Genomic DNA, 25,003 nt, shown 5'->3' on the forward strand with positions numbered 1-25,003 from the left:
AACGACAACACACAGGTAAGTTTGGCTGCTAACGATAAAAATACCACCCGGCGGCAAAAGTATTGCCGCCGGGCGTCGGGTTATTTCAGTCCTAACGCCGCTTTCATGGTGTAAAACAGGTCGGTTTGATCGGTCAGGCCGACCACATTCGCCGCGTGCGGGCCATAGGCTGCAATTCGCAATTGGCTGCCGGTGTGCCCCTGAGATTCCTCTTCAGAGTTGCCGTAGCTGATGACCATGACCGCGCCATCTTTGGTGTTCAGCGCCTGGGTCAGACCAGGCGCTTTGGTATCCGGCGCAACAATCTGGCTGGCATGTGCGTGGTCAGCGGTTACCACCACCAGGGTGTTGCCATCTTTCTTCGCAAAGGCAAGCGCGCGCTGTACCGCCTCGTCCAGATCGACCGTTTCACCAATCTGTCCGCACGGGTTGGCGGCATGGTCCTGTTTATCGATTGACGCCCCTTCCACTTGCAGGAAGAAGCCTTTCTCATTTTTGCTTAACAGCTCAATCGCTTTATCCGTCATCTGCGCCAGCGTTGGCACGCTGTCGTCACGCTTTGGATTTGGCGTACAGGTCACAACCGGCTTATCCAGATTGCCATGATAAGACGCTTTCGGACCTTCCCAGCGCACGGGCATATTGCCGTCAGAGAACAGGCCCAGCAGCGGTTTATCCTGATTAGCTTCGGTAATCGCCGCCAGCGTCGCGGTATCACTCACCATCTGATAACCGCGGGCCAGGGCTTGTTCACGCAACGTTTTACCCTGCCACTCGCCTGCCGCAGCGGTTTCCGCAAACGTTTTTGCCCCGCCGCCCAGCGTAACGTCAGCTCGGACATTCAGTAATTGTTCGGTGATGGACCCTTTACCGCCTTTTTCCAGCGCATTGGTTGGGCATTTTTCACGTGTCACGCCAGGGCCATAGCACTTACGCGAAGTCACATGGGCAACCAGCGCCGCCGGGGTAGCATCCTGCAATTCAGCGGTAGAAACGTTGCCTGTTGCCAGCCCCGCCGCTTTTGCCATTTCAAGAATTGTGGCGTGATCTTTTTCATGAATATCAACGCCCAGCGCGCCATTATAGGTTTTCACACCGGTGGTCCACGCCGTCGCGGATGCCGCAGAATCCGTCACATAATCGGGTTTACCCGTTTTCTTATCCAACGCATAGTGCGTGTATTGTCCGGTCAACGGTAAAGCATCAATCCCTTTAAAAAAGCCGCCTGCGCCTTCGGCATAATTTCGCGCGGCCGTTATTTCTGAGTCACCCATCCCATCGCCAATCAATAAAATAATATTTTTGGCCGGTTTATCGCTCAGAGATTCGCGCAGAGCCGCCGTTTGATCGGCAGACAATCGGCGGGCGCCGCCCGGCGTGGTGATATCCCCCTGAGCGGCACGATTATCCATAACCGCTATTGCAGAGGTTTCTGCATTAATAACCGGGGTAAACAGCAAAGGTAACAGGGCAATAGCGAGTGCGCTTTGTTTCACTTTATTTTCTCCATGTATAAATACGGTAAAATTAAAACAAAGCGACTATAAGTATTTGATGTGACACTTTTATGATAATTTGTGGATGACGCACCACGGATTACTCAAAACGCTTTTGGCACACTCTCGCCAGCGTTATGAACGTTGGTCAGAAACGCAGGCATACGGCCTTCTCCAGCCAAAGCCCCCTCAATTTGGCGAATAAATATTTGCCGATCGTTACACGTCATATTGCGCAGCATTTCGATGATTACCTGCTCCAGCGTTTCAACCTGCGCCGTCAGTTCTTGCGACTCTTCTTCTTTTTGGGCGAGCTTAAGTAACAACTCAGTAACGAGATTTTTCATTTACGTATTCCCTTAACCAAATATAGGCCACGTTATCATTAAGACTCACAACTGCCTAGAGGATGAAAGTTGTATTTTCATAAGAAATAAAACGTTTTGCGAAAACAATCACAACACAAAATAAGGGAGAAGGAGTCTTAGCGCAGAATTATTCCATATAAAAGGGTAAGGGGATTAATAATCACCTGGATATATAAATGCATAATGATGGATTAACAACGCTGACGGGCAGCGTTGTTAATCAGGTACTCACCGTGCGCAGCGCCGACGTCGCAACGCGATAGCCAGTTGCCAGATGTTGATTAGCACAATGCACGCCGTGGCAATAAACACCCAGCGAAAGCCCGCCATTGCCGAAACCGTTGCTCCCATTAATGGCCCGGCTACGTTGCCGAGGTACATAAATGACTGGTTATAACCAAAAATGCGCCCGGTTATCTGGTCGCTGGAGTATTTCACCAGCAACGTCTGCACCGCGGGCAACATCGCGCCGTCGGCAAAGCCGAGCAGAAAACGTAAGACCCCCAACTGCAACGGCGTAGTGACCCATGACATGGCGAAAAACAACACGACGGCGAAGATTAACGTCGCCATTAAAATCCGCTCGGTCCCAATACGATCGCCTAATTTACCTAGCCGGGGCGCAGAAATCAGCGCCGAGATGCCCGGAACCGAAGCAATCAGCCCGCTGAGAAAGGCAATATTAGAACTGTCTGGGACCATTGATTTAATAAACAGCGCCAGAATCGGCCCAATTGAGCCGTTACACAACTGGATCACCATCGTAGTAAAAAACAGGCTGATCACCAGCGCCGGATAAGGCAGCGAGGCAAAGACGGCCTTCCCGCTCAGGCGTTCGCTTTTTTTGATTGTCGGGCGCACACCTTCTTTGATAAAGAACAGCGTGACCAGAAAACTCACTACCAGCAAAGCCGCGGTAATACAGAATACCGCCGGTAAGCCAACGTGGTCGGCAATAAAGCCCCCCATCAGCGGTCCGCCAATAACGCCGCTAATTTGCGCCGTCGAGAGCGTACTCAGCGCCCACCCGCTGCGTTCGCGCGGAACCTGTGAGGCAACCAGCGCCATCGCATTGGGAATATAGCCAGACGTTAACCCCATGATCCCACGCAGCAGAAAAAGCTGCCAGACGTTAGTGGCAAAGGCCTGCAGTAAAATCGCAATCGCCATGCCCAAAGAGGCCCGCAGCAGCATCAGCTTGCGTCCTTTACGGTCGGCTAAACTCCCCCACATCGGAGAGACGATGGCTGAAATCAGGAAGGTGACGCTAAACGTTAAGCCGGACCACATTGAGAGTGCTTCATGGGAGCTTACCCCCAGTTGGGAGATATAGAGCGGTAAAAAAGGCAGGATTTGGCTGATTGCCAGGCCGGTGAAAAAGCAACCGAACCATACGGAAATGAGGTTGACTCTCCAGGATTCCATAGGGACTCATAACGATAAGTAGCTAAAAACTGTGAGTAGCTTAACAAATTACTTAGCCAAATAAGGGTCCACAGGTGCGATATATCACAGTTTAGGATTTTATCTTCCCGCTCATCATATTTGTGATATACCTCACATCAACCCCACAATATCAGCAGGGGTTTATGCTCCGCGTCCGTTCTGCGCGTTTGCGCTTATCTGTTCCTCTGTTGCCCATCAAAACAATCTGCCAGAAGCCGAGGAAACCTGCGTTTTGTCGTGGTAATGTATGTGCTTTGCATTCATGGAATGGGTTTTTAAGATGGCAAAGTTGCGGGTAGGAATCGTATTTGGTGGTAAATCAGCGGAACATGAAGTGTCATTGCAATCGGCAAAAAATATTGTCGATGCCATCGACAAGACTCGCTTTGACGTTGTGCTGTTAGGTATTGATAAGCAAGGGCAATGGCACATTAGCGATGCCAGTAACTATCTGCTCAATTCAGATGATCCAGCGCATATTGCGCTGCGTCCTTCCGCGACCAGCCTGGCTCAGGTCCCGGGTAAACAAGAGCACCAGTTGATCGATGCGCAAACCGGTCAGCCACTGCCAACAGTCGATGTTATTTTCCCGATTGTACACGGCACGTTGGGTGAAGATGGCTCTCTGCAGGGTATGCTGCGCGTGGCGAATCTGCCGTTCGTCGGTTCTGATGTCCTGGGTTCTGCGGCCTGTATGGATAAAGACGTGACCAAACGTCTACTGCGCGATGCCGGATTAAACATCGCGCCATTTATTACGCTCACCCGTGCCAATCGCAACCACATCAGCTTTGCCGAGGTGGAATCCCGCCTTGGCCTGCCGCTGTTTGTAAAACCAGCCAACCAGGGCTCGTCCGTTGGCGTCAGTAAAGTGACCAGCGAAGCGCAATACGATCAGGCCGTCACGCTGGCATTTGAATTCGACCATAAAGTCGTGGTGGAACAAGGGATTAAGGGCCGCGAGATCGAATGCGCGGTGCTGGGCAACGATCAACCGCAGGCCAGTACCTGTGGCGAGATCGTGCTGAACAGTGATTTTTACGCTTACGACACCAAATACATTGACGATAACGGTGCCAAAGTGGTTGTTCCGGCAGCGATCGCACCGGAAGTTAACGATAAGATCCGCGACATTGCTATTCAGGCTTATCAGGCGCTGGGCTGCGCCGGTATGGCGCGCGTGGACGTTTTCTTAACCGCAGAGAACGATGTTGTGATCAATGAGATCAACACGCTGCCGGGCTTTACCAACATCAGCATGTATCCAAAATTGTGGCAGGCGAGCGGCTTAGGCTATACCGATTTGATCACTCGCCTGATCGAACTGGCGCTGGAACGTCATGCGGCGGATAGCGCGTTGAAAACCAGTATGTAAACCCGCCTGGATGCCTGATCGAGAGCTATTGGGCATCCTTTGCTTCTTCTTCATCTTCCACGCGGTGACGGATAATTAATCCGGCCAGCCAAAAGCTAATCACCCACGTCCCCAACCCCACCGCATAGGTCTGCCATCCCTGCGCTTCAAAACCCAGTAAGCCGACCACACCGTTCAGAATAAAGATAAGCCCAATAGCGAAGGCATAGTAGTGCCAGTCTCGGCGAATTTTAACAGGCAGGTTCATAACGGCTCCGGTGGAAATACAACGTGAAAGCGCATCCTCGCACATTTCCTCTTAGACGTCTGTGGCCTGTGCGGAATTTCTGAAATGTAACTTGATTTCACTTAAAGTTACGTAATTGTGACAATCAGCAAAAAACCGAGATCCAGGAATAATCTCTACCTGAAATTACCATCATTCTGATATTGACATTGCCGATCACCTGTCAGACTCACTGTCAGTTCCAGGCATCACGTCAAAAAAGCAGGTTATTTCCGGAGGTCTTTATGGCTGATTTTACGCTCTCAAAATCCCTGTTTAAGGGCAAGCATCGGGATACCTCCTCCCTGCCCGGCAACATTGCGTATGCCGTATTTGTGCTGTTTTGCTTTTGGGCAGGCGCGCAGGTTTTAAATCTGTTGGCCCACGCTCCCGGCATCTATGAACAACTGATGCAGTTGCAAATGCAAGAGACAGGACGCCCACGAGTTGAAATTGGCTTAGGCGTCGGTACCCTTTTTGGGCTGGTCCCTTTCCTTGCCGGAAGTCTGATTCTTGGCGCCATTGCGGCATTCGTGCGCTGGCGCCGCCGTCATCATAACGATGACTGACCCATACATTTCGCCCGACGATCGTCCACGCGTTTCGCAAACCACGCGGTAGTCAGATTACGTGTAATCTTCGGGCTTTCCAGCTGAATGCCTGGCAACATTTCACGGGGTAGCGCTTTCCCAGCCTTCGCTTCCGCCAGCTTATAGACCTTCTCGTACAGCGCGGTATCCTCAAAAGCCAGACTGTCACCTTTTTGCAGTTGACGGTGGATCTCACTCTCGCTCATCCCCAGCTTCCCGGCCAGTTTACGTACCGCCAGCTCGGTTTTGCCCGGCTCGCTGCTGCCGTAGAGAATCAAGTCACCATCCATCACCAGTTTCACTCCGCTGGCTTTACTGACCGCATTCTGGAAAGCCGCATTGCGGCTGGCATACCATCCCGCATTGAAATCGGCGAAACGGAAGATTGGCGCGCTGTAATTCGCCGGGTAGTTAAGCAGATGATACGTACCGAACCACAACCCACCGCGGCGGCTGAACACTTCCTGACGAACTGTTCCCGCCATTTTCCACGGATACCCATCGGCGTGCTGCTCGGCAAACGCGATACTGACCTGCATTGGCCCACCGGTATGTACCGGATTAAGCGAACCAAACAGCGTCTGCCCCATCGGTACCATATTGATAAAATCATCAAAAATGGCGCTAAGCTGTTTTTCCGTTTTCACCGTATCCAGACGCTCGCTGTAGCTTTTCCCCGTTGGCGAGTTAATCTTCAGTGCGGTATGCACCACAAACTGCGGGATATGCATACGCTCGGCGCGCCGGTCGATCTCTTTCCAGGCGATTTTACTTAAGTTTGGAACGGCCGGATCCGCCTGATAGTTTGACTCCTGTTGCGCGACCGCCAGCACCGAACAGATATTTTCAACCGTCGGCGCCAGCTTCTGGCTTTCAAACGTCTTCGCTAAATCCTGCGCCCATGCGTCCCGGTCTTTCACGCTGGCGGGCATTTTCTGGCGCACCACGCTCGCCACATCGACGGCTTTCTCCCCTTTTTTTAGCGGCTGCGCGGGTTGGCTACTACATCCCACCAGCACCAGAGCGGCCAGACCGGACAAGGGGTAAAGACGGGAAACCGTCGACATAACATCTCCTTTTTTATTAACTAAGCGTATGGGTAACTTCCTGAATATCCTGACCATCAAGCTCACGTTCAAAGCTGCGCAGACGCTTATAAATAGACATCAGTTCTACTAACGTTGTCCAGGAGTTAATCAAATACTGGAACGAGCCTCGCACCTGGCCAAACACGTTGGTGATTTGCGTCATCAGGCCGAGCGTAATCGTACCGGCAACAATCGACGGGAACAGCAGGAACAAGCCGAAAACGTTATCAACCTGCAGGTATAGAATACGGGCGATATTGAAGTACATATAGTGAAAATAGAGGCGGAAGTAGTTCTGGCGCACCGCATGGAACAGTTCACGCACCGTCGGCGGGGTCGCACGATTAGCGTCATCTTCACCGTAAACCAGTTCTTTACGGTAGGCCGCTTCCACGCGCTGGTTTTTAAACTCCAGCCCCGGAAGTTTGATGCCGACTACCGCCAGCAAGCCGGTTCCCATCAACGACCAGACAATCGCGGCAATCACCAGGCCATAAGGAACATGTCCAACAATTGGCAGGTCCGGCACATGGGCTGAGAGAGTGACCAGGACAGGTAAGAAGGCAATCAGCGTCATAATCGCATTGATAAAGCTGACCCCCATATCTTCAAGCGTGGAGGCAAAACGCATGGTATCTTCCTGCACACGCTGCGCCGCGCCTTCGATATGACGCAGATGCTGCCAGTGCGCCATATAGTGTTCGTTCATTGCGGTACGCCAGCGGAATACATAGTGGCTGACGAAGAAGTTGTTCATCACCCCAATGACCACGGCAATCAGCGCAATGCCAAGAAAGATGCCTACTTCATGATAGAACTGCTCAATCTTCACCTTATGCGGCGCACTCAACGCGGATTGAATCAGATCATAGAATGGCGCATACCAGGCGTTGACGGCGACGCCAACTTCAACCAGAAACCAGGTCACGAAAATAATCAGCGACGTGCCCAGTATGGACCAGTACTGCCAGCGGTGCGGGCTGTAGATAAACCAGAACAGCGCGAACACTCCAACACAAAGAATGTAATACGCATAAAAAATCAGGTAATCCAGTGACCAGAATCGGGCCGCGCTAATCGGTACGTCTCCCGACGCGCCGGTAATATGTGCAACCCAGGCTCCCCCACCTCCTTGCCAGAATACAACGGCGACCAGTGCCCAAATAAATGCCGAAATAAAGAACGGCCCCGGCTTTGGGAAAAAAGACTTAAACATAGTGCTCTCCTGCTAACTTCTTATCGTTATGACGACTGCTGTGTATTTGCCACCGTGGAGTGCGGCGGCCAGACGGCTCACGCCCAAAAACACAAGCTGAAACCGACAAGTGTGACCAAAACCGCGGCACTTAGTTCGCACCCGGGTATGAAGAATTGTTTCTGTGATTTTCACACTCGACAACGTTCCAGCAAGTGCAGATTATCACAGCGTGAGATCACAAAAGCGAACATCCGTAATCCGGGAAACGCTCGCGTTTACTCATCGTTACGTTTTTCACACTATCATTGGCTGATAAGCGCTTTGCAATACGCCGATGAGTAGTATAAATACGCATACGCACGACATCCTTTTTCACTTTCTCTAACTCATGGACACCACCGTTGAAACGTAGTCTGCTTTTTTCTGCCGCGCTGTGTGCGGCGTCATTGACATCTGTCCAGGCGGCACAGCCTATAACCGATCCGGTCTTCGCCTCTGATATCGTCGATCGTTATGCCGACCATATATTTTACGGCAGCGGTGCTACGGGGATGGCGCTCGTGGTGATTGATGGTAACCAGCGCGTATTTCGCAGCTTCGGTGAAACACGCCCTGGCAATAACGTTCATCCGCAGCTGGATTCCGTTATTCGAATTGCCTCTATTACTAAATTAATGACCAGCGAAATGCTGGTGAAATTACTCGATCAGGGTACGGTTAAACTCAACGATCCATTGAGCAAATATGCGCCGCCTGGCGCGCGCGTGCCGACTTATCAGGGCACGCCGATTACGCTGGTGAATCTGGCGACGCATACCAGCGCGCTACCGCGCGAACAGCCTGGCGGCGCGGCGAAGCGCCCGGTGTTTGTCTGGCCAACCCGTGAACAGCGCTGGAGCTATCTCTCAACCGCCACGCTTAAAGCCGCACCGGGTTCGCAGGCTTCTTATTCCAACCTGGCGTTTGACCTGCTGGCCGATGCGCTAGGAACCGCATCCGGAAAGCCTTATCCGCAGCTGTTTGAAGAAAAAATTACCCGTCCGCTGGGGATGAAAGACACCACCTTTACCCCATCCCCCGATCAATGCAGACGCCTGATGGTCGCGGAAAAAGGTGCCAGTCCTTGCAACAATACCCTGGCGGCGATGGGCAGCGGCGGTGTTTATTCAACACCCGGCGATATGATGCGCTGGATGCAGCAGTATCTCTCATCTGATTTTTACCATCGTAGCCAGCAGGCCGACCGTATGCAGACGCTGATTTATCAGCGTACGCAGTTAACCAAAGTGATAGGGATGGATGTTCCGGGTAGAGCCGATGCGCTGGGTTTGGGCTGGGTCTATATGGCGCCGAAGAATGGGCGACCGGGAATTATTCAAAAAACTGGTGGCGGCGGCGGCTTCATTACCTATATGGCGATGATCCCGCAGCAAAACGTCGGGGCATTTATCGTGGTGACCCGCTCTCCGCTAACCCGCTTTACCAATATGAGCGACGGTATCAACGATCTGGTTGCAGAGCTGAGCGGGAACAAACCGCAGGTTATTCCTGCATCCTGACTTAATACTCAAAAGGCAAACGGTTAATGCTCACCAGTTTGCCTTTATTCATTTCAATGTAACCACCTTTACGCAATGCCGCGAGAACCTCAGCGACAACTGAGCGTGAAATTCGCGTGCGTTGGTGAATATAGTTCATGACGCCGATACGCGAACGCAGTACGTCGTCCCATTTCATCATGGATATCAGCGTCGCGCGGATCTGATCGTAGGAGTTATTGCCGATCAGCTGCAGATCGCGCAACTCAAACATGGAGTTTTGCCATGCCAACCAGCAAAAGGCTTCACGCCAAAGCTGGCATTGTTCAATTATATTTATCGTTTGCGAAGCAGGCAGGTGGTATCCCGTACAATTACTTTCGGTTATTAATTTGTATTGTACATCTGTTTTCATCACGCCATCAGAAAGGCCCATAATAAAAGGCGCCTGTGCAATCCCGACCAGTACGCATTCCCCTCTACGCAAGGAAACAACACCACTTAAAATAACGAAAGTATCATCACTATTAATATCACCGGAATAAATTATTTCTTTTTCGTTCCCACACTCAAAGTGTTTACCATATTTCGCCAAACATTTATCAAGCTTACCAAACTCAAGAAGAGGTTTATTTGAAGATAGCATGTGCGCATTCCTTGCAATAAATGCCCGTCAAATCCGTGACGGGCATTATTCTAAATTAAATTACCTTTTATTTCTCTGCGAGAAAGTTGTTACCAGGTATATTTAACACCAACGTTTGCAGACCAGTCTTGATCGACATCACCGCCACCGAGGTAATTAGCATCGGTGTACGCGCTGAAGTTCTTGGTGAAGCTAAACTGAGTACCCAGCCCAACGCGTACCGCAGAACCTTCTACGCCGTTGTCGATAGAATCACCGTTTACATCAGAATCGTTGTTAGAGTCATCGTAAACGTAGGCCAGTTTGAAGTACGGGGTCAGCGCCTGGTCATCGCTGTAGGCGAAGGTATAACCCGCATCTACACCAAGTTCATAACGCATGCTGTCATAAGACTGACCGTCAACTTTCATGTCGTTGCTCAGCTTATAGTCATCACCAGACTGGAACAGACCGGATACGCTACCGTAAGGGGTTACGTAACCTGCGTCACCCAGCTTCAGGTCATAACCCAGTTTCAAGCCAAAGCCCCAGGCATCAGAAGAGGTGCTGCCATCAACATACTGACCGTTGCTCATGCTGGCAGACAGATCGTTGTTGAAGTGGGAGTAGCTTAAGTTACTGTCAACAAAGATGTTGTTCGCAAAACGAGCAGAAGAGTAGATATAGGCAGTCTGGCTATCCTGATCTACCTGACCGGTACGATCACTCATGTCACCTTTCGCGAAGCCTGCCGCAGCACCGACAATCCACTTAGCGTTGTTACCATCGATTTTGGAATCAACACCGACCATGATGCCGTTAACATCCTGATCATAGTTAATGTTGCCGTTATCCGCATCGAAGCTGCCGCCGAAGTAGCTCACCCATGCACCACCGTTATCTACCAGACCATGACGCGCGTTAGTCAGACGAGTACCAACGGTGTCTTGTTCCAGGTTCCAGATATTCGTATTGGCAGACGGAATGCTCAGCGCCATGTTCGCGTAGTCGGTCAGCTCCATCTGCTGCAGAACAACGGTGTTACCCTGCTGCTGAGCCTGATAGGTGTAAGCACCCAGGTCTGCTTTGTTGGCTGCAGAGAAAGTTGCGGTGCTGTTCGTGTCGTTAACGTAGATCAGCTCGTTACCGTTGTAATCAGCAACAGAACCTGCGCCAGTGGCGTTATCGATGCGAACTTTATAGTTACCGGTTGCCGCTGCTACGTGATCACCGTAGTTATCAACTTCAGACTGATCGCCTGAGGTGTCAGAATCGCCGTTACCGTTGATAGTCAGATGACCATCAGAGTTCATCGCGATCACACCATAACCGTAGTTAGCCTGGCGCGTATCGTTGGTACGATCGTTGGTCAGGTCAGCATTCAATACATAGTTAGCGCTGTTGATGTCGAAAACACCCGCATTAACATGGTTGTAAGCGTCGGTGTAGCTGGTCAGATTCAGGGTATCAACTTGCAGTGCGTTCCCGGTGCTGTTGCCCACATCCAGAACGCCGTTGTTGGTGACGTTAATGGTATTGGCATACAGCGCGGCATTAAGCACATTCCAGCCGGCAGAGACATCATCAGCAATCGTTACGGTACTGTTGTCAATAGACAGCGTATTAGTCGCAACACGACCATCTTCATTGATGTTCAGTGCGGAAGCACCGGTCAGAGTGATGGAGTCAGAAACCAGCGCAGAATCACCCACGTTGACAACGGAACCGCTGTTGATGCTCAGAGTGTCAATCAGAGAAGTTTTGGTGGTATCCCACTGGGAAGCGCCGTTCAGCGTCACGTTGAACAGACCGCTCTGATAAACGGTATTGCCAACCACATGACCATTTTCGTCATAAGAGGTTGTGTCGCTATCGATACCGTAGGTTGAAGAAGGCCACAGGCTGTTGGCAGCGATATCAATCAGCGTAGCGGTGGCTTCAGTGCCCTCAGCATAGCTTTCGTAAACACCATCACCATCAACGTCAACCTGATGGACGGACATTGCCGCACCAACCCACTTGCTGCCGTGGTTCAGGGTCAGATCCAGACGGTCAGTACCATCCCAGCCGTTGGTATCCAGATCGGCATCAGTATCGCGGTAAGTATCAGCACCGTTCGGGAAGAAGTTCTCATCAAAGTTGCTGGAGAACAGCACATCGCCCATCAGCGTAGCGTTATCAAACGTGGCGGTGGTCTGCATCGCGTTATCTGCATTGGGATTAGCAATAACCGCCAATGCGATATCATTCGCGTTCCAACCGTTACCGTTGTAGTCGCTCGCATTGCTGGTGTTACCAAACCAGCCGGATCTTCCTTCATCAGACCAGGAACCTGAGGTCAGGGTAGAGTCGGTAACAGCGATAGTGTTGTTAAACACTTCGCCGCTGTTTACGCCGGTGATGACGGTATTATCGTCAATATCTTCCCACTCATAACCCTGAGTCAGGGTAATACCCGCGACGTGAGAGTTGTTGGAGATAGACAGATCAACTTCTTGATCCAGAGTGATAGCCGTACCCAGGTTATAAACGTCGACAACGTGCGTATCAGCCACGTCATTATAGGTACCGTTGTAGGTATAATGTTCGTAGTTGTCATCGATAGTGGAGTTGATGACGTTCATTGCCAGACGATCGTAGTAATAGTCGGTACCCGTACGGTTAGTACAATCCGTGGTCATACATTCGGATGTCACCATACCGTGAATGGTACTGTTTTTAATCGTCAGGCTGTTATAATTGCCGTTGGTTGACAGTCCATCATCCAGATAATAAGTAGAAATAACGCCGTTGACAGTAGCGTTATTGATTACCGGATAAATATCACCGTTATAAATGCTATCAGTGCCGTAATTGTTCCAACCGACATAGCCATCGAAGTAAACGTCATCAACATGTGATGCGTCATTATAATGGGTGAACGTTGTGTACGTCGTCCCAGAAATATCAGTAGAAGCATTCGCCTGAGAAGTGATTGCCAAAGTACAGGCTAATGCTAATTGTGAGACTACAAGTTTCTTTTTCCAAGTGTGCATTTGTCATCCCTCCTCAGGGACGTAATATAGTTGATCCATCAATTATCAATGCAAAGAAAACATTTTATGTTTCGCGGGGACGATTATGCGGTTTCACAAAGGAAAGGTTCAATTATTCTTTGCTAGTCGTCCGAAACCGGACAACACTACGAATACTCCCGCCTCTGACACAAAAAACAAAAATACTTATCCTTTCAATGAAATACTGCACAACACACCGCTGAAACATATAATTAATAAATAACTCACCACACACCCAAACAAATAAACAATAAATAAAGAGAAATTATCACCAGCCCTACAGAAATAAACGCATCGATATTTAAAATAATAAAAACAGAAACAAGCAAAATAATGAATATAAATAACTTGCCATAAATGTGAATAAATTGCTCTAATGATTCAGCCTTCCACGATGGAAAATCCAGATATAACGCCAACTTTCGTAAACCACCCACCCTCAGGTTCGGGTATACTACGGCCTTCGATTCCACAAACATCAGGCATACCATGACAGACCTAATCCAACGCCCTCGCCGCCTGCGCAAATCACCTGCGCTGCGCGCTATGTTTGAAGAGACAACACTCAGCTTAAATGACCTGGTGTTGCCGATCTTTGTTGAAGAAGAACTCGACGATTACAAAGCTATCGAGGCCATGCCCGGCGTGATGCGCATTCCAGAGAAGCATCTGGCGCGCGAAATTGAACGCATTGCTAATGCAGGCATCCGCTCGGTCATGACATTCGGCATTTCTCATCACACCGATGACACCGGCAGCGACGCCTGGAAAGAAGACGGTCTGGTGGCGCGCATGTCGCGTATCTGTAAGCAGACCGTACCGGAGATGATCGTCATGTCCGACACCTGCTTCTGTGAATACACCTCGCACGGTCACTGCGGCGTATTATGCGAGCACGGCGTTGATAACGATTTAACCCTTGCCAATCTCGGCAAACAGGCGGTCGTTGCCGCCGCTGCGGGCGCAGATTTCATCGCCCCTTCCGCCGCAATGGACGGCCAGGTACAGGCGATTCGCCAGGCGCTGGATGCCGCGGGCTTTACCGATACCGCGATCATGTCCTACTCCACCAAATTTGCCTCTTCTTTCTATGGCCCATTCCGTGAAGCCGCAGGTACCGCGCTGAAGGGCGATCGTAAAACCTATCAGATGAACCCGATGAACCGTCGGGAAGCGATCCGCGAATCGCTGCTGGATGAAGCCCAGGGCGCAGACTGCTTGATGGTCAAACCGGCTGGCGCATACCTCGATATTCTGCGCGATATCCGCGAGCGCACCGAGCTGCCGATTGGCGCTTATCAGGTCAGCGGTGAATACGCGATGATCAAGTTTGCAGCCCTTGCGGGTGCAATAGATGAAGAGAAAGTGGTGCTGGAAAGCTTAGGCTCGATCAAACGCGCTGGCGCGGATCTGATCTTCAGCTACTTCGCACTGGATCTGGCTGAGAAAAAAATCCTGCGCTAATCACTTTGTTGCCTAATGACGGCTTCGCTTTACCGGACCTACAGGTCGTAGGCCCGGTAAATGAAGCGTCTCCGATAATCACCCCGCCCGAAAAAACGGCTTGTCTCCCAAAATTGTCGCCCGGTGCATAATGCGCCGCAGGGGCAGATAATCCGCATTCGCATAATGCTGCGTCACGCGATTATCCCAAATCGCCACATCGTTGGGCTGCCAACGCCAGCGCACCTGGAACTCCGGTTTAGTGATATGCGCGAACAAAAAGCGCAGTAACGCCTCGCTCTCTTTTTCCGTCACATCGACAATTCGCGTGGTAAATCCTTCATTCACGAACAGCGCCTGCTTCCCGCTCACTGGATGCGTGCGCACCACCGGATGCAGCAGGGGCGGATGCTTTGCCACCGCCTCCAGCCAGCGCTGATGCTCCTCTGGCGTCTGGCGGTATTTATATTCCTGGAAGGATTTACGAAAATCATGCTCTGCCTGCAGGCCGCTCAGCAACTGGCGAAACGGCTCAGATAATGCGTCATAAGCGGCAATCCCGCTGGTCCACAGGGTGTCTCCCCCTGTCGATGGCAGCTCTTTTGCCGCCAGAATCGCGCCCGCTGGCGGCGTGTCGATAAAGGTCACATCGGTGTGCCAGTTGTCGTTATCCGGCGGATTATCGTTATGAGTATCCAGCACGATAATCTCTTCAACCCCTTCGGCATGCTGATAGACAGGGTGAATATGCAGATCGCCAAAACGCAGCGCCAGCGCCCGCTGTTGTTGCGGCGTAATCACCTGCTCACGCAGAAACACCACCTGATGGCGCAGTACGGCGTGATAAAGCTGTTCAAACTGATTATCGCTCAGCGGGCGCGTCAAATCCGCACCGGTGATTTGTGCGCCAATGTTCGGCCCCAGCGGGGTAATGCTCAGACGTTCACTCATTGTACTTCTCCATGCCAGGGCGTCAGGCGGCGCTGAAGCGCGCGCAGACCCAGTTCTAAAATAAACGCGATAACGGCAATCACCGCGATCCCCGCCAGCACCACATCCGTTGCCAGAAACTCACCGGCTGACTGCACCATAAATCCTAAACCTCGCGTGGCGGCAATCAGCTCTGCTGCCACCAACGTCGACCAGCCCACGCCAAGCCCGATACGCAACCCTGTGAGTATCTCCGGCAATGCCCCCGGCAAAATAACAAACCACAGCACCTGCGTACGGCTGGCTCCCAGCGACTGTGCGGCACGCACTCTCACCTGCTGCGCGCTTTTAACCCCCGCCAGCGCCGACATCGCTACAGGGGCGAAAATCGCCAGATAGATCAGCAGGATCTTGGAGGTCTCACCAATGCCAAACCAGATCACCATCAGCGGCAAATAGGCCAATGGCGGAACCGGACGATACAGTTCAATGATCGGATCGAGAATGCCGCGCATCGTCGGACTCAGCCCCATAGCGATCCCAACCGGAACGCCGAGCAGTACCGCCGCCAGCAGCGCGATAACAATACGCGTCAGGCTCGCCGCCAGATGCTGCCACAGCGTGGCATCCATAAACCCCTGCGGCCCGGCAATAACCATCAGTTTTTGCAAAACCTGGCCCGGCGGGGGTAAAAACAGCGGACTGATTAACTGCAGCGCCGCCACCGTCCACCACACCGCCAGAATGACGACCAGCGTACCGAAGCTTAAGGTAATCTGCCGCGAGAACGGCCAGCGCCAGTTCAGCGCGCGCTGGCGACGGGGTTTATCATTAATCACCACGCTCATGAGAATGCCTCCCGTTGTTCAAAGACACGACCTAACACATACTCGCGCATGGCGATAAACTGCGGGTCGGACTTAATGCTGCGGCTCGGCTCTCCGGCCACAAAGCGACGAGCGAAATTCAGCGGCAGACGCTCCAGTACCCGGCCAGGGCCTGGCGACAGCAATACCAGCTCCGTTGCCAAAAAAACGGCTTCTTCAATATCGTGGGTAATCAACAGCACCTGTTTGCCAGTCTCATGCCACAACTTCAGCAGGAGGGTTTGCATCTGCTCGCGGGTAAAGGCGTCGAGCGCGCCAAAGGGTTCATCCAGCAACAACAGCTGCGGGTTGGCAGCCAACGCCCGCGCAATGCCTACGCGCTGACGCTGACCACCAGAGAGCTGCCAGATAAAACGTTTTCCCGCATCCTCCAGCCCAACTTTCTGCAACATCTCCCGCGCGATTCGTTGACGTTGGGGCTTCTCCATCCCCGCCAGTTGCAGCCCGAAGGCCACGTTGTCCTGCACGTTGCGCCAGGGCAGCAGGCCTTCGTTCTGGAACACAACCCCGCGCTCTGCGCCTGGACCTTCAACCTTGTTGCCCGCCAGCATAATGCTGCCATGCTGATACGGCACAAACCCGGCAATCAGATTTAACAGCGTGGTTTTTCCGCAACCAGAAGGTCCGAGTACCACCAGCAGTTCGCCACTATCGAGCGTCAGGTTGATATCTTCCAGCACCGGTTTTCCACCGTAGCTGGCGGCAAGATGAGAGATTTGCAGCATCAGCGCCTCCTTATTTATTGCACGAAGCGATCGGTCACATACTGGCTGTAATCCGTCGCGACGGCGGGGACTTTGCCCTGCTCTTTGAGGAACTGCGCGGTGTCGATAATCGCTTTATTCACCGGGCCGGTTAGCTCAGCGGTTTGCTGTTGTGCCGTCAAATAGGTGTTACCTTTCACCAGCCCTGGCACATCCGCCTCCGGTACGCCACTCAAACGCGACAGTTTGCTGATATTCTCCGGCTGTTTCAGCCATTCATCGGGATTAGCGATATAAGGCTGCTGGGCGTCGATGGCGCTTTTGGCAAAGGCTTTCACCACGTCAGGATGCTTCTCGGCAAAATCTTTGCGCACCACCCACACGTCCAGCGTCGGTGCGCCCCACTCGCCAACCTGCGATGAGTCGGTTAATACCTTGCCATCTTTTTCCAGCGCGTTTACCGCAGGCGCCCAGACATAAGCACCATCAATATCTCCGCGCTGCCAGGCGGCAACAATCGCGGGTGGCTGCAGGTTCACAATCTCCACCTGCCCTGCTTTGATACCCCAGTGTTTCAACGCCGCCAGCAGGCTGTAATGGGTAGTGGAAATAAACGGCACGGCAATGCGTTTACCAATCAAATCTTGCGGTTTACTGATGTTTTTCTTCACCACCAGCGCTTCAGAATTGCCGAGTTTTGACGCCAGCAGGAAAACCTCAATAGGCACCTGCTGGCTGGCAGCGACCGCCAGCGGGCTGGAGCCAAGATTACCGATCTGCACATCACCGGATGCCAGCGCACGGACGATGCTCGCACCGCTGTCGAATTTGCGCCAGTCAACGGTAGCCCCGCTCTCTTTAGCAAAGGTGTTATCCGCCTGCGCCACTTTGGCGGGTTCAGCGGAGGTCTGATAAGCAACGGTGACGTTCACCGCCTGTGCCTGAAATGCGATGAATGCCAGTGCGGCAAGTAGTGCGTTACGCGATGAAATAGCCATGATTGTCTGCTCCCCTGTCTTGTTATGGGGGCAGTATTTCGTTGCGGCACAATTTGATAAAGGAATTAAAAATTCTGGCTAATAGCGATCTGTTTTTAGAAAAAAAGCGGCAATGCTTAGCCCGGAAATGCATTTGATTGCAGGCCGGCAAATTATTGCGATTTTGTTACATTCGTTACATATCCGCGCCACGGGGATTGCCAGCGCGGCGCTGGCAGGCATCATAGATGCCATTGTCAGGCAAGAGAGCAAGATCATGATTCATGTTGTGCTGGTGGATGACCATGTGGTGGTGCGTTCCGGCTTTGCGCAATTACTCAGTCTCGAAGACGATCTCAACGTTGCTGGCCAGTACAGCAGCGCGGCACAGGCGTGGCCTGCATTACTGCATGATGACGTCAACGTTGCGGTGATGGATATCGCCATGCCGGATGAAAATGGCCTGAGCCTGTTAAAACGACTGCGGGCGCAGAAGCCCGGTTTTCGCGCCATTATTCTCAGCATCTATGACTCACCCACGTTTGTGCAAAGCGCACTGGATGCCGGTGCCAGCGGTTATCTGACCAAACGTTGCGGACCGGAGGAACTGGTGCAGGCGGTACGATCGGTTGGTATGGGCGGGCATTACCTGTGCGCCGACGCGCTACGGGCGCTACGCGGCGGCGAACAGCCCGCGCAGGTACTGGAGATACTGACCCCGCGCGAGCGCGAAGTGTTTGATCTGCTGGTCAAAGGCGACAGCGTAAAAGAGATCGCCTTCAAGCTCGACCTCAGCCATAAAACGGTGCACGTTCATCGTGCGAACGTGCTGGGCAAACTGCAATGCCACAGCACCATCGATCTGGTGCATTTTGCACTCGACCACCAGTTGCTGACGGGGCATTAATGTCACGCAGCCTTCGTCATTGGGTTATTTCTCTGTTTATTCTGCTGGCCTGGGGATCGGGCTGGCTGATGCTGTGGACGCTGGGGTTTTACCTGACCCACAACGGCCAGCAGGCAGCGCTATTCCTGCCGCACGGCGTCTATCTCGCTCTGCTAATCCTGCTTTCTCGCCGTTACTGGCCCGCGCTGGTACTGCCGCCGGTGCTGATGCTGTTCTGGCTGCACAGCGAGCAATTAGTGAATGGCTATATCCTGCTGGCTGCGCCGTTGATTAGTCTGATCCCGGCGAGTATCGGCCAGTCCTACTGGCACCGCTTCCCCCTTTACTGGCAGCGCTTAACGCTGCTGCTGGCCGCGGTGACGATCACGTCATTGCTCAATACCCTCCTGCTTTCACCGTTTATCCAAAGCCCGGCAACGTTAATTGGCCTGGCATCGTTTACCGGCGGCGTGCTGCTGACGCCGTTTGTCTATCTGATCTATGAATTTCTGCGCCAGCAGCACCGCTATCATTTGCTCGGACTGGATACCACCAATCCCCCCCTGCGTACCTCGCTTATCATCTGGTGCAGTCTGTTTTTCATTATTGGCATAGGTACCCAGATGGTGCTGTCACCGGAGATCGAGCGCCTGCTGCTAATCGTGGTGTTCTTACCGAACGTGGTGATGGCGTGGAAATTTGGCTGGCAGGGCGGCGTGTTGTCCGGACTGCTCGGCAGCATGATGATCACCATCGCCCGGCAAATCGGCGTCGGGTTCAGCAATTTACTGGAGCTGGAGATTTTCCTCGCCACCCAGGCGCTGCTGGGCATAGGGCTGGGGATCGCTATCAGCCGCCAGCAGCATCTGGCGCAAAACCTGCACCATTATCGCCAGCGTCTGGAAGCCGAACTGGCAGCGCGACGCGCGCTGACCGAACAACTGATCCGCACCGAGGAAAATACGCGCAAAAGCCTGGCGCGGGAGCTACACGACGAAATTGGTCAGAACATCACCGCCATTCAAATTCAGTCGCAACTGGTCAAGCGCGCGCCGGGTCGCGAGCAAACGCTTGAAGCGGCAAATCAGATCAACGACCTTGCCCGGCGCATTCACCACTCCACCCGCCAACTGTTGCGCCAGCTGCGGCCGCCCGCGCTCGATGAACTGGCCTTTAAAGATGCACTGCATCATCTGGTGAATGAATTTGCCTTTGCCGAACGCGGCATTCGCTGTTGGTTTGACTATCAGCTTGAAAATACGCCAGAAAATGAAACGGTGCGTTTCACACTGTATCGCCTGCTGCAGGAGTTGCTCAATAACGTCTGTAAACATGCCGACGCCAGCGAAGTGTCGATTACGCTGCGCCAGCAGGAACACCGCGTGTTTCTGCACGTCGCTGACAACGGTGTAGGTATTCTCGCAGAGAAAATCCCCGGGTTCGGTATCCAGGGGATGCGTGAGCGGGTCAGCGCCCTTGGCGGCGAACTGACGCTCGAATCGAACAACGGCACGCGGGTAATTGTTAACCTGCCCACAAATTTGCAACAAATCAGCCGTTAACCAGGAAAAAGTCTTAGTCACTGCGGACTTTATCTCATCCCATTTTGCTTTCACTTTCCTATAGTCAGCACAAACGGAGGCTGCCATGCATGCACGTGCATCACGCGAAACAGACCAACAATACCGGGCGCTACGCCCCCGGCTGCTGATGTGTATGGTGATTGGGTACGCCGCGTTTTATCTGACGCGCAAAAGCGTTAACTACGTCCTCCCGGCGCTGCAAACGGATCTGGGTCTGGATAAAGGCGATATCGGCCTGCTGGGATCGCTGTTTTATCTGACCTATGGCCTGTCGAAATTCACCGCCGGGCTATGGCACGACAGCCACGGACAGCGCGCGTTTATGGGCATTGGCCTGTTTGCCACCGGCGTTTTAAACGTGCTGTTCGCCTTTGGTGAATCGCTGACGCTGCTCCTGGTGGTCTGGACGCTGAACGGATTTTTTCAGGGCTGGGGCTGGCCGCCCTGCGCCCGACTACTGACTCACTGGTACTCGCGCAACGAACGCGGCTTCTGGTGGGGCTGCTGGAATATGTCGATCAACATCGGTGGGGCCATCATCCCGCTGATTAGCGCCTTTGCCGCCCATTGGTGGGGTTGGCAGGCAGCCATGCTGACTCCAGGAATAATCAGCATGGCGTTAGGCGTCTGGCTCACCCTGCAACTGAAAGGCACGCCCCGGGAAGAAGGCTTACCCACGGTTGGGGAATGGCGGCAAGACCCGCTGGAGTTGCGTCAGGAGCAGCAAAGCCCGCCGATGGGACTGTGGCAAATGTTACGCACCACCATGCTGAAGAACCCGATGATCTGGCTACTCGGCGTGTCATATGTGTTGGTCTATTTGATCCGCATTGCGCTCAACGACTGGGGCAACATCTGGCTGACGGAAAGCCACGGTGTGAACCTGCTCAGCGCCAATGCCACGGTAATGCTGTTTGAAGTCGGTGGCTTGCTGGGGGCGCTGTTTGCCGGATGGGGATCGGATCTGCTGTTCAGCGGTCAGCGTGCGCCAATGATTTTGCTGTTCACACTGGGGCTGATGGTCTCCGTCGCCGCGCTGTGGCTGGCACCGGTGCACCACTACGCGCTACTGGCAGTGTGTTTCTTTACCGTGGGCTTTTTTGTGTTTGGCCCACAGATGTTAATTGGCCTCGCGGCCGTGGAATGCGGACATAAAGCGGCGGCAGGTTCAATTACTGGTTTTCTCGGGCTGTTCGCCTATCTGGGGGCCGCGCTGGCGGGTTGGCCGCTGTCGCTGGTCATAGAACACTACGGCTGGTCGGGAATGTTCAGTTTGCTCTCGGTTGCCGCTGTCTTTATGGGTTTATTGCTGATGCCATTGCTCATTGCGGGCATTCCCCCTTCTCTCAGTCAAAGGATAAAACAATGAAACTGACGCTTACCTCTACCCTAATTGCCTCCGCTCTGACGCTGGCAGCCTTCAGCAGTGCAGCTCAGGCGCAGGGTCGTCTGGTGGTGTATTGCAGCGCCACCAACGAAATGTGCGAAACCGAAACCAAAGCCTTCGGTGAAAAATATGATGTGAAGACTTCATTCATTCGCAACGGCTCAGGCAGTACGCTGGCGAAAGTGGATGCCGAGAAGAAAAACCCGCAAGCGGATGTCTGGTACGGTGGTACGCTGGATCCACAGTCCCAGGCCGGTGAAATGGGGCTGCTGCAGCCGTATAAATCACCAAACCTCGAACAAATCATGGAGAAGTTTCGCGATCCGGCAAAAGTGAAAGGCAACCTCTCCTCGGCGGTTTATGTCGGTATTCTGGGCTTTGGCGTCAATACCCAGCGCCTGAAAGAGAAAAACCTACCGGTGCCAAAATGCTGGAAGGATCTGACCAAACCGGAATACAAAGGCGAAATCCAGATTGCTGATCCGCAAAGCTCCGGTACCGCCTATACCGCACTGGCGACTTTTGCCCAACTGTGGGGGGAAGATCAGGCCTTTGACTACCTGAAACAGCTCAACGCCAACGTCTCGCAGTACACCAAATCCGGCATTGCCCCGGCGCGTAACGCCGCCCGTGGCGAAACGGCTATCGGCATCGGTTTCTTGCACGACTACTCGCTGGAAAAAGAACAGGGTGCACCGCTGGAACTTGTCTCACCGTGCGAAGGTACCGGTTATGAAATCGGCGGTGTCAGCATCCTGAAAGGCGCGCGTAACCTCGATAACGCCAAACTGTTCGTTGACTGGGTACTGTCGAAAGACGCGCAGGAGCTGGCGTGGAAGAAAGGTAAATCCTATCAGATCCTGACCAACACCACCGCCGAGACGTCCCCTAACTCGCTGAAGCTCGACGACCTGAAGCTTATCAATTACGACATGGATAAGTACGGCTCGACCGACGTGCGTAAAGCCCTGATCAATAAGTGGGTCAGCGAAGTGAAGATGGGTAAATAACCCCAGATTTGCGTTCATTTGCCGGATACGGCCTCAACGCCATATCCGGCCTGAAATACCGGAACCGCTATGTCACACACACTTGCACTCCATCCCGTGAAAAAACGGGATGCGATATTTCTTTGGATTTTACTCGGCTGGCTGGCGTTTGCCCTGCTGCCGAGCTGGAGCCTGGACTACGGTCTGCTTGAGTCGACGCGCGAAGAAATTCTCGCCGCCTACAGCTGGTCACAGTTCAATATCAGTTGGCTCTGGTATCTGCTGCCAAGCCTGCTGCTGGTGCGCCCGTTCCATGAAGCCAGACGCGAACAGCGCAGCCGCCATTATTTTGACGCGGGCTGGGCGTTTTTCTGTATGGCGTTTATCGTCGCCAGCGCGACTCTTGAGGGACGCGGCTTAGGCTATGCCACCATCGTGCTGTTTGTGGCACTTGGCGCGATCATGACCCTAGCGCTCACCCGTCTGGAATGGCTGGGCGGCGACCGTTTCGTCATCGGCTCGCTCACCGCGATTGTCGCGCTGATCGGTATTTTTATCGTCTGGCCAAGTATCGCTATTTTCATTCCGATGTTCACCAACGACGCCGGAGAATTTGCTCCGCTGGCGTTTATGAATGTGCTGTCGCAGGCGCATATCATTCAGGTGATCCTCAACTCGATTATGCTGTCGATTGCCGTCGGCGTCGGCTGTACCTTCTTTGGCCTGGTGCTGGCTATCTACACCACCCGTATCGCGAAACGCAGCGCCATTATCGGACGAATTTTCTCGATTCTGCCGATCGTCACCCCGCCGTTTGTTGTGGGTTTAGGTGTAACGCTGATGATGGGACGCTCCGGTTACATCACCGAATTTATGGTCGAATGGTTTGGTTTGACCAACACCAACTGGCTGTACGGTTTTACCGGCATCTGGCTGGCGCAGGTGCTGGCCTTCACTCCGATGGCGTTTATGATCCTCGACGGGGCGATCAAAACCATTCATCCGTCGCTGGAGGAGGCGTCATACACCCTGCGCGCCAGCCGCTGGCAAACCTTTAACGGCGTGTTTGTCCCGCTGCTAAAACCGGCGCTGGCAAACGCCTTTTTAATTGTGGTGGTGCAGTCGCTGGCCGACTTCAGTAACCCGCTGGTGCTTGGCGGTAACTTCGACGTGCTGGCAACGCAAATCTACTTCTACATCACCGGCTCCCAGCTCGACTACCAGGCCGCCAGTACGCTGGGTGCCTTCCTGTTGCTGTTCTCGCTGCTGGTGTTCTGCGTGCAGTACATGTGGATTGGTAAACGCTCGTACGTCACCGTTTCTGGTAAATCCTATCGGGGCGACGTGCAGCCGCTGCCGGTAACGCTGGTATGGAGCGTGGTCGCGCTGCTGGCGGTGTGGATTGCCTTTAACGCCCTGCTCTACGGCAGCATTTTCTACGGCAGTTTCACCGTAAACTGGGGCGTGGACTACACCCTGACGCTGGCGAACTTTACCAAACTGTTCGGTCAGGGAATGAGCGACGGCGCGTGGCCTTCACTGCTCGACACCCTGCTCTACGCCGGGATTGCCGCGCCGATCACCGCCATCTTCGGCCTGCTGATCGCATGGGTTGTGGTGCGTCAGCACTTTAAAGGCAAAAAGACCATCGAGTTCACCACTATGCTGTGCTTTGCCGTTCCGGGCACCGTAGCGGGCGTGTCGTACATTCTGGCCTTTAACAGCGCCCCGGTATACCTCACCGGCACCGCCGCCATCGTGATTATCTCAATGGTGATGCGTAACGTCCCGGTCGGTATCCGGGCGGGCATTGCGGGCTTAGGCCAAATCGATAAATCGCTGGATGAAGCCTCGCTCAGTCTGCGCGCCGGTTCCCTGCGCACCATTACGCATATCCTGTTGCCGCTGCTGCGCCCGGCGATCCTCTCAGCGCTGATCTACAGCTTTGTGCGCGCCATTACCACCGTCAGCGCCATTGTGTTCCTCGTCACGCCGGATACCCGCGTGGCCACGGCCTACATCCTGAACCGCGTAGAAGACGGCGAATACGGCGTGGCGATTGCCTACGGTTCCATTTTAATCGTGGTGATGCTGGCGATTATTTTCATCTTTGACTGGCTGATCGGTGAATCACGTACCTCCCGTTCAAAAGCCAAAAACCAGGCGTAATGG

21 protein-coding genes are annotated in these 25,003 nt (G+C 53.1%); 9 read left to right on the forward strand and 12 right to left on the reverse strand.

Translation table 11 applies throughout. From position 1 onward, the window contains the following. Window positions 1-80: 80 nt before the first annotated feature. The 3 genes from phoA to O6D90_RS18100 form a co-directional block, all read right to left on the reverse strand. Window positions 81-1,496, reverse strand: a complete 1,416-nt coding sequence (gene phoA, locus O6D90_RS18090) for an alkaline phosphatase (protein WP_016155836.1) — start codon at window positions 1,494-1,496, stop codon at window positions 81-83. Window positions 1,497-1,600: 104 nt separating this feature from the next. Then, window positions 1,601-1,843, reverse strand: a complete 243-nt coding sequence (locus O6D90_RS18095; RefSeq protein WP_016152002.1) for a sigma-S stabilization anti-adapter protein IraP — start codon at window positions 1,841-1,843, stop codon at window positions 1,601-1,603. Between the two features lie 249 nt (window positions 1,844-2,092). After that, window positions 2,093-3,289, reverse strand: a complete 1,197-nt coding sequence (locus O6D90_RS18100) for a multidrug efflux MFS transporter (RefSeq protein WP_016155835.1) — start codon at window positions 3,287-3,289, stop codon at window positions 2,093-2,095. A 301-nt stretch (window positions 3,290-3,590) separates the two neighbouring features. Here O6D90_RS18100 and ddlA point away from each other — a divergent pair, with 301 nt between their 5' ends. Next, complete coding sequence (gene ddlA / locus O6D90_RS18105) at window positions 3,591-4,685, forward strand: D-alanine--D-alanine ligase (RefSeq protein ID WP_032931280.1); 1,095 nt, start codon at window positions 3,591-3,593, stop codon at window positions 4,683-4,685. A 25-nt stretch (window positions 4,686-4,710) separates the two neighbouring features. Here ddlA and O6D90_RS18110 read toward each other — a convergent pair whose 3' ends face one another. Then, window positions 4,711-4,932 (reverse strand): DUF2754 family protein, encoded by a 222-nt coding sequence (locus O6D90_RS18110; protein ID WP_016155833.1) that lies wholly within the window; start codon window positions 4,930-4,932, stop codon window positions 4,711-4,713. A gap of 263 nt (window positions 4,933-5,195) precedes the next feature. Between O6D90_RS18110 and O6D90_RS18115 the strand changes: the two genes are divergently transcribed. Next, window positions 5,196-5,519, forward strand: coding sequence for a DUF2755 family protein (locus O6D90_RS18115; protein WP_016151998.1), 324 nt, complete (start codon window positions 5,196-5,198; stop codon window positions 5,517-5,519). Here the strand turns inward: O6D90_RS18115 and O6D90_RS18120 are convergent. Beyond that, on the reverse strand, window positions 5,504-6,607 hold the full coding sequence (locus tag O6D90_RS18120; RefSeq protein ID WP_016155832.1) for a DUF1615 domain-containing protein: 1,104 nt from the start codon (window positions 6,605-6,607) through the stop codon (window positions 5,504-5,506). The two genes, O6D90_RS18115 and O6D90_RS18120, sit on opposite strands and share 16 nt — an antisense overlap. Before the next feature lie 16 nt (window positions 6,608-6,623). Continuing rightward, the gene (gene sbmA, locus O6D90_RS18125) at window positions 6,624-7,844 is read right to left on the reverse strand and encodes a peptide antibiotic transporter SbmA (protein WP_016155831.1); all 1,221 of its coding nucleotides are present in this window, start codon (window positions 7,842-7,844) and stop codon (window positions 6,624-6,626) included. Window positions 7,845-8,227: 383 nt separating this feature from the next. Here sbmA and ampH point away from each other — a divergent pair, with 383 nt between their 5' ends. Continuing rightward, on the forward strand, window positions 8,228-9,385 hold the full coding sequence (gene ampH, locus O6D90_RS18130; protein WP_016151995.1) for a D-alanyl-D-alanine-carboxypeptidase/endopeptidase AmpH: 1,158 nt from the start codon (window positions 8,228-8,230) through the stop codon (window positions 9,383-9,385). Between the two features lies 1 nt (window position 9,386). Here ampH and iprA read toward each other — a convergent pair whose 3' ends face one another. Both iprA and ehaB read right to left on the reverse strand, forming a co-directional pair. Then, window positions 9,387-10,010, reverse strand: coding sequence for a hydrogen peroxide resistance inhibitor IprA (gene iprA / locus O6D90_RS18135; protein ID WP_016155830.1), 624 nt, complete (start codon window positions 10,008-10,010; stop codon window positions 9,387-9,389). Between the two features lie 89 nt (window positions 10,011-10,099). Further along, complete coding sequence (gene ehaB / locus O6D90_RS18140; protein ID WP_016155829.1) at window positions 10,100-13,024, reverse strand: autotransporter adhesin EhaB; 2,925 nt, start codon at window positions 13,022-13,024, stop codon at window positions 10,100-10,102. Window positions 13,025-13,534: 510 nt separating this feature from the next. Here ehaB and hemB point away from each other — a divergent pair. Then, window positions 13,535-14,509, forward strand: coding sequence for a porphobilinogen synthase (hemB, locus tag O6D90_RS18145; protein WP_016151991.1), 975 nt, complete (start codon window positions 13,535-13,537; stop codon window positions 14,507-14,509). Between the two features lie 78 nt (window positions 14,510-14,587). Here hemB and tauD read toward each other — a convergent pair whose 3' ends face one another. The 4 genes from tauD to tauA are packed head-to-tail and all read right to left on the reverse strand — an operon-like array spanning window position 14,588 to window position 18,007. Further along, window positions 14,588-15,439 (reverse strand): taurine dioxygenase, encoded by an 852-nt coding sequence (tauD, locus tag O6D90_RS18150; protein WP_016155827.1) that lies wholly within the window; start codon window positions 15,437-15,439, stop codon window positions 14,588-14,590. Further along, window positions 15,436-16,266 (reverse strand): taurine ABC transporter permease TauC, encoded by an 831-nt coding sequence (gene tauC, locus O6D90_RS18155; protein ID WP_016155826.1) that lies wholly within the window; start codon window positions 16,264-16,266, stop codon window positions 15,436-15,438. Before tauC ends, tauD begins: the two co-directional genes overlap by 4 nt. Then, window positions 16,263-17,030, reverse strand: a complete 768-nt coding sequence (gene tauB, locus O6D90_RS18160; protein WP_016155825.1) for a taurine ABC transporter ATP-binding subunit — start codon at window positions 17,028-17,030, stop codon at window positions 16,263-16,265. The genes tauC and tauB overlap by 4 nt, the downstream gene beginning before the upstream one ends. A 14-nt stretch (window positions 17,031-17,044) precedes the next feature. Then, complete coding sequence (tauA, locus tag O6D90_RS18165) at window positions 17,045-18,007, reverse strand: taurine ABC transporter substrate-binding protein (protein WP_218731452.1); 963 nt, start codon at window positions 18,005-18,007, stop codon at window positions 17,045-17,047. 256 nt (window positions 18,008-18,263) lie between these two features. On the opposite strand from tauA, the gene O6D90_RS18170 reads away from it, so the two are divergent. From O6D90_RS18170 to O6D90_RS18190, 5 genes are all read left to right on the forward strand, one after another. Further along, on the forward strand, window positions 18,264-18,893 hold the full coding sequence (locus O6D90_RS18170) for a response regulator transcription factor (protein ID WP_032931278.1): 630 nt from the start codon (window positions 18,264-18,266) through the stop codon (window positions 18,891-18,893). Continuing rightward, window positions 18,893-20,434, forward strand: coding sequence for an MASE1 domain-containing sensor histidine kinase (locus O6D90_RS18175; RefSeq protein WP_016155822.1), 1,542 nt, complete (start codon window positions 18,893-18,895; stop codon window positions 20,432-20,434). The genes O6D90_RS18170 and O6D90_RS18175 overlap by 1 nt, the downstream gene beginning before the upstream one ends. An 85-nt stretch (window positions 20,435-20,519) precedes the next feature. Beyond that, complete coding sequence (gene uhpC, locus O6D90_RS18180) at window positions 20,520-21,824, forward strand: MFS transporter family glucose-6-phosphate receptor UhpC (protein ID WP_016155821.1); 1,305 nt, start codon at window positions 20,520-20,522, stop codon at window positions 21,822-21,824. Continuing rightward, window positions 21,821-22,852 carry an ABC transporter substrate-binding protein gene (locus O6D90_RS18185; protein ID WP_016151983.1) on the forward strand — a complete coding sequence of 344 codons (1,032 nt, stop codon included), beginning with the start codon at window positions 21,821-21,823 and terminating at the stop codon, window positions 22,850-22,852. Before uhpC ends, O6D90_RS18185 begins: the two co-directional genes overlap by 4 nt. A gap of 69 nt (window positions 22,853-22,921) precedes the next feature. Continuing rightward, complete coding sequence (locus O6D90_RS18190; RefSeq protein ID WP_016155820.1) at window positions 22,922-25,000, forward strand: ABC transporter permease; 2,079 nt, start codon at window positions 22,922-22,924, stop codon at window positions 24,998-25,000. Window positions 25,001-25,003 lie beyond the last annotated feature (3 nt).

The sequence above is a fragment of the Citrobacter sp. 21OH12SH02A-Citro genome, assembly GCF_027919895.1.
Classification (GTDB): Bacteria; Pseudomonadota; Gammaproteobacteria; order Enterobacterales; family Enterobacteriaceae; genus Citrobacter; species Citrobacter braakii.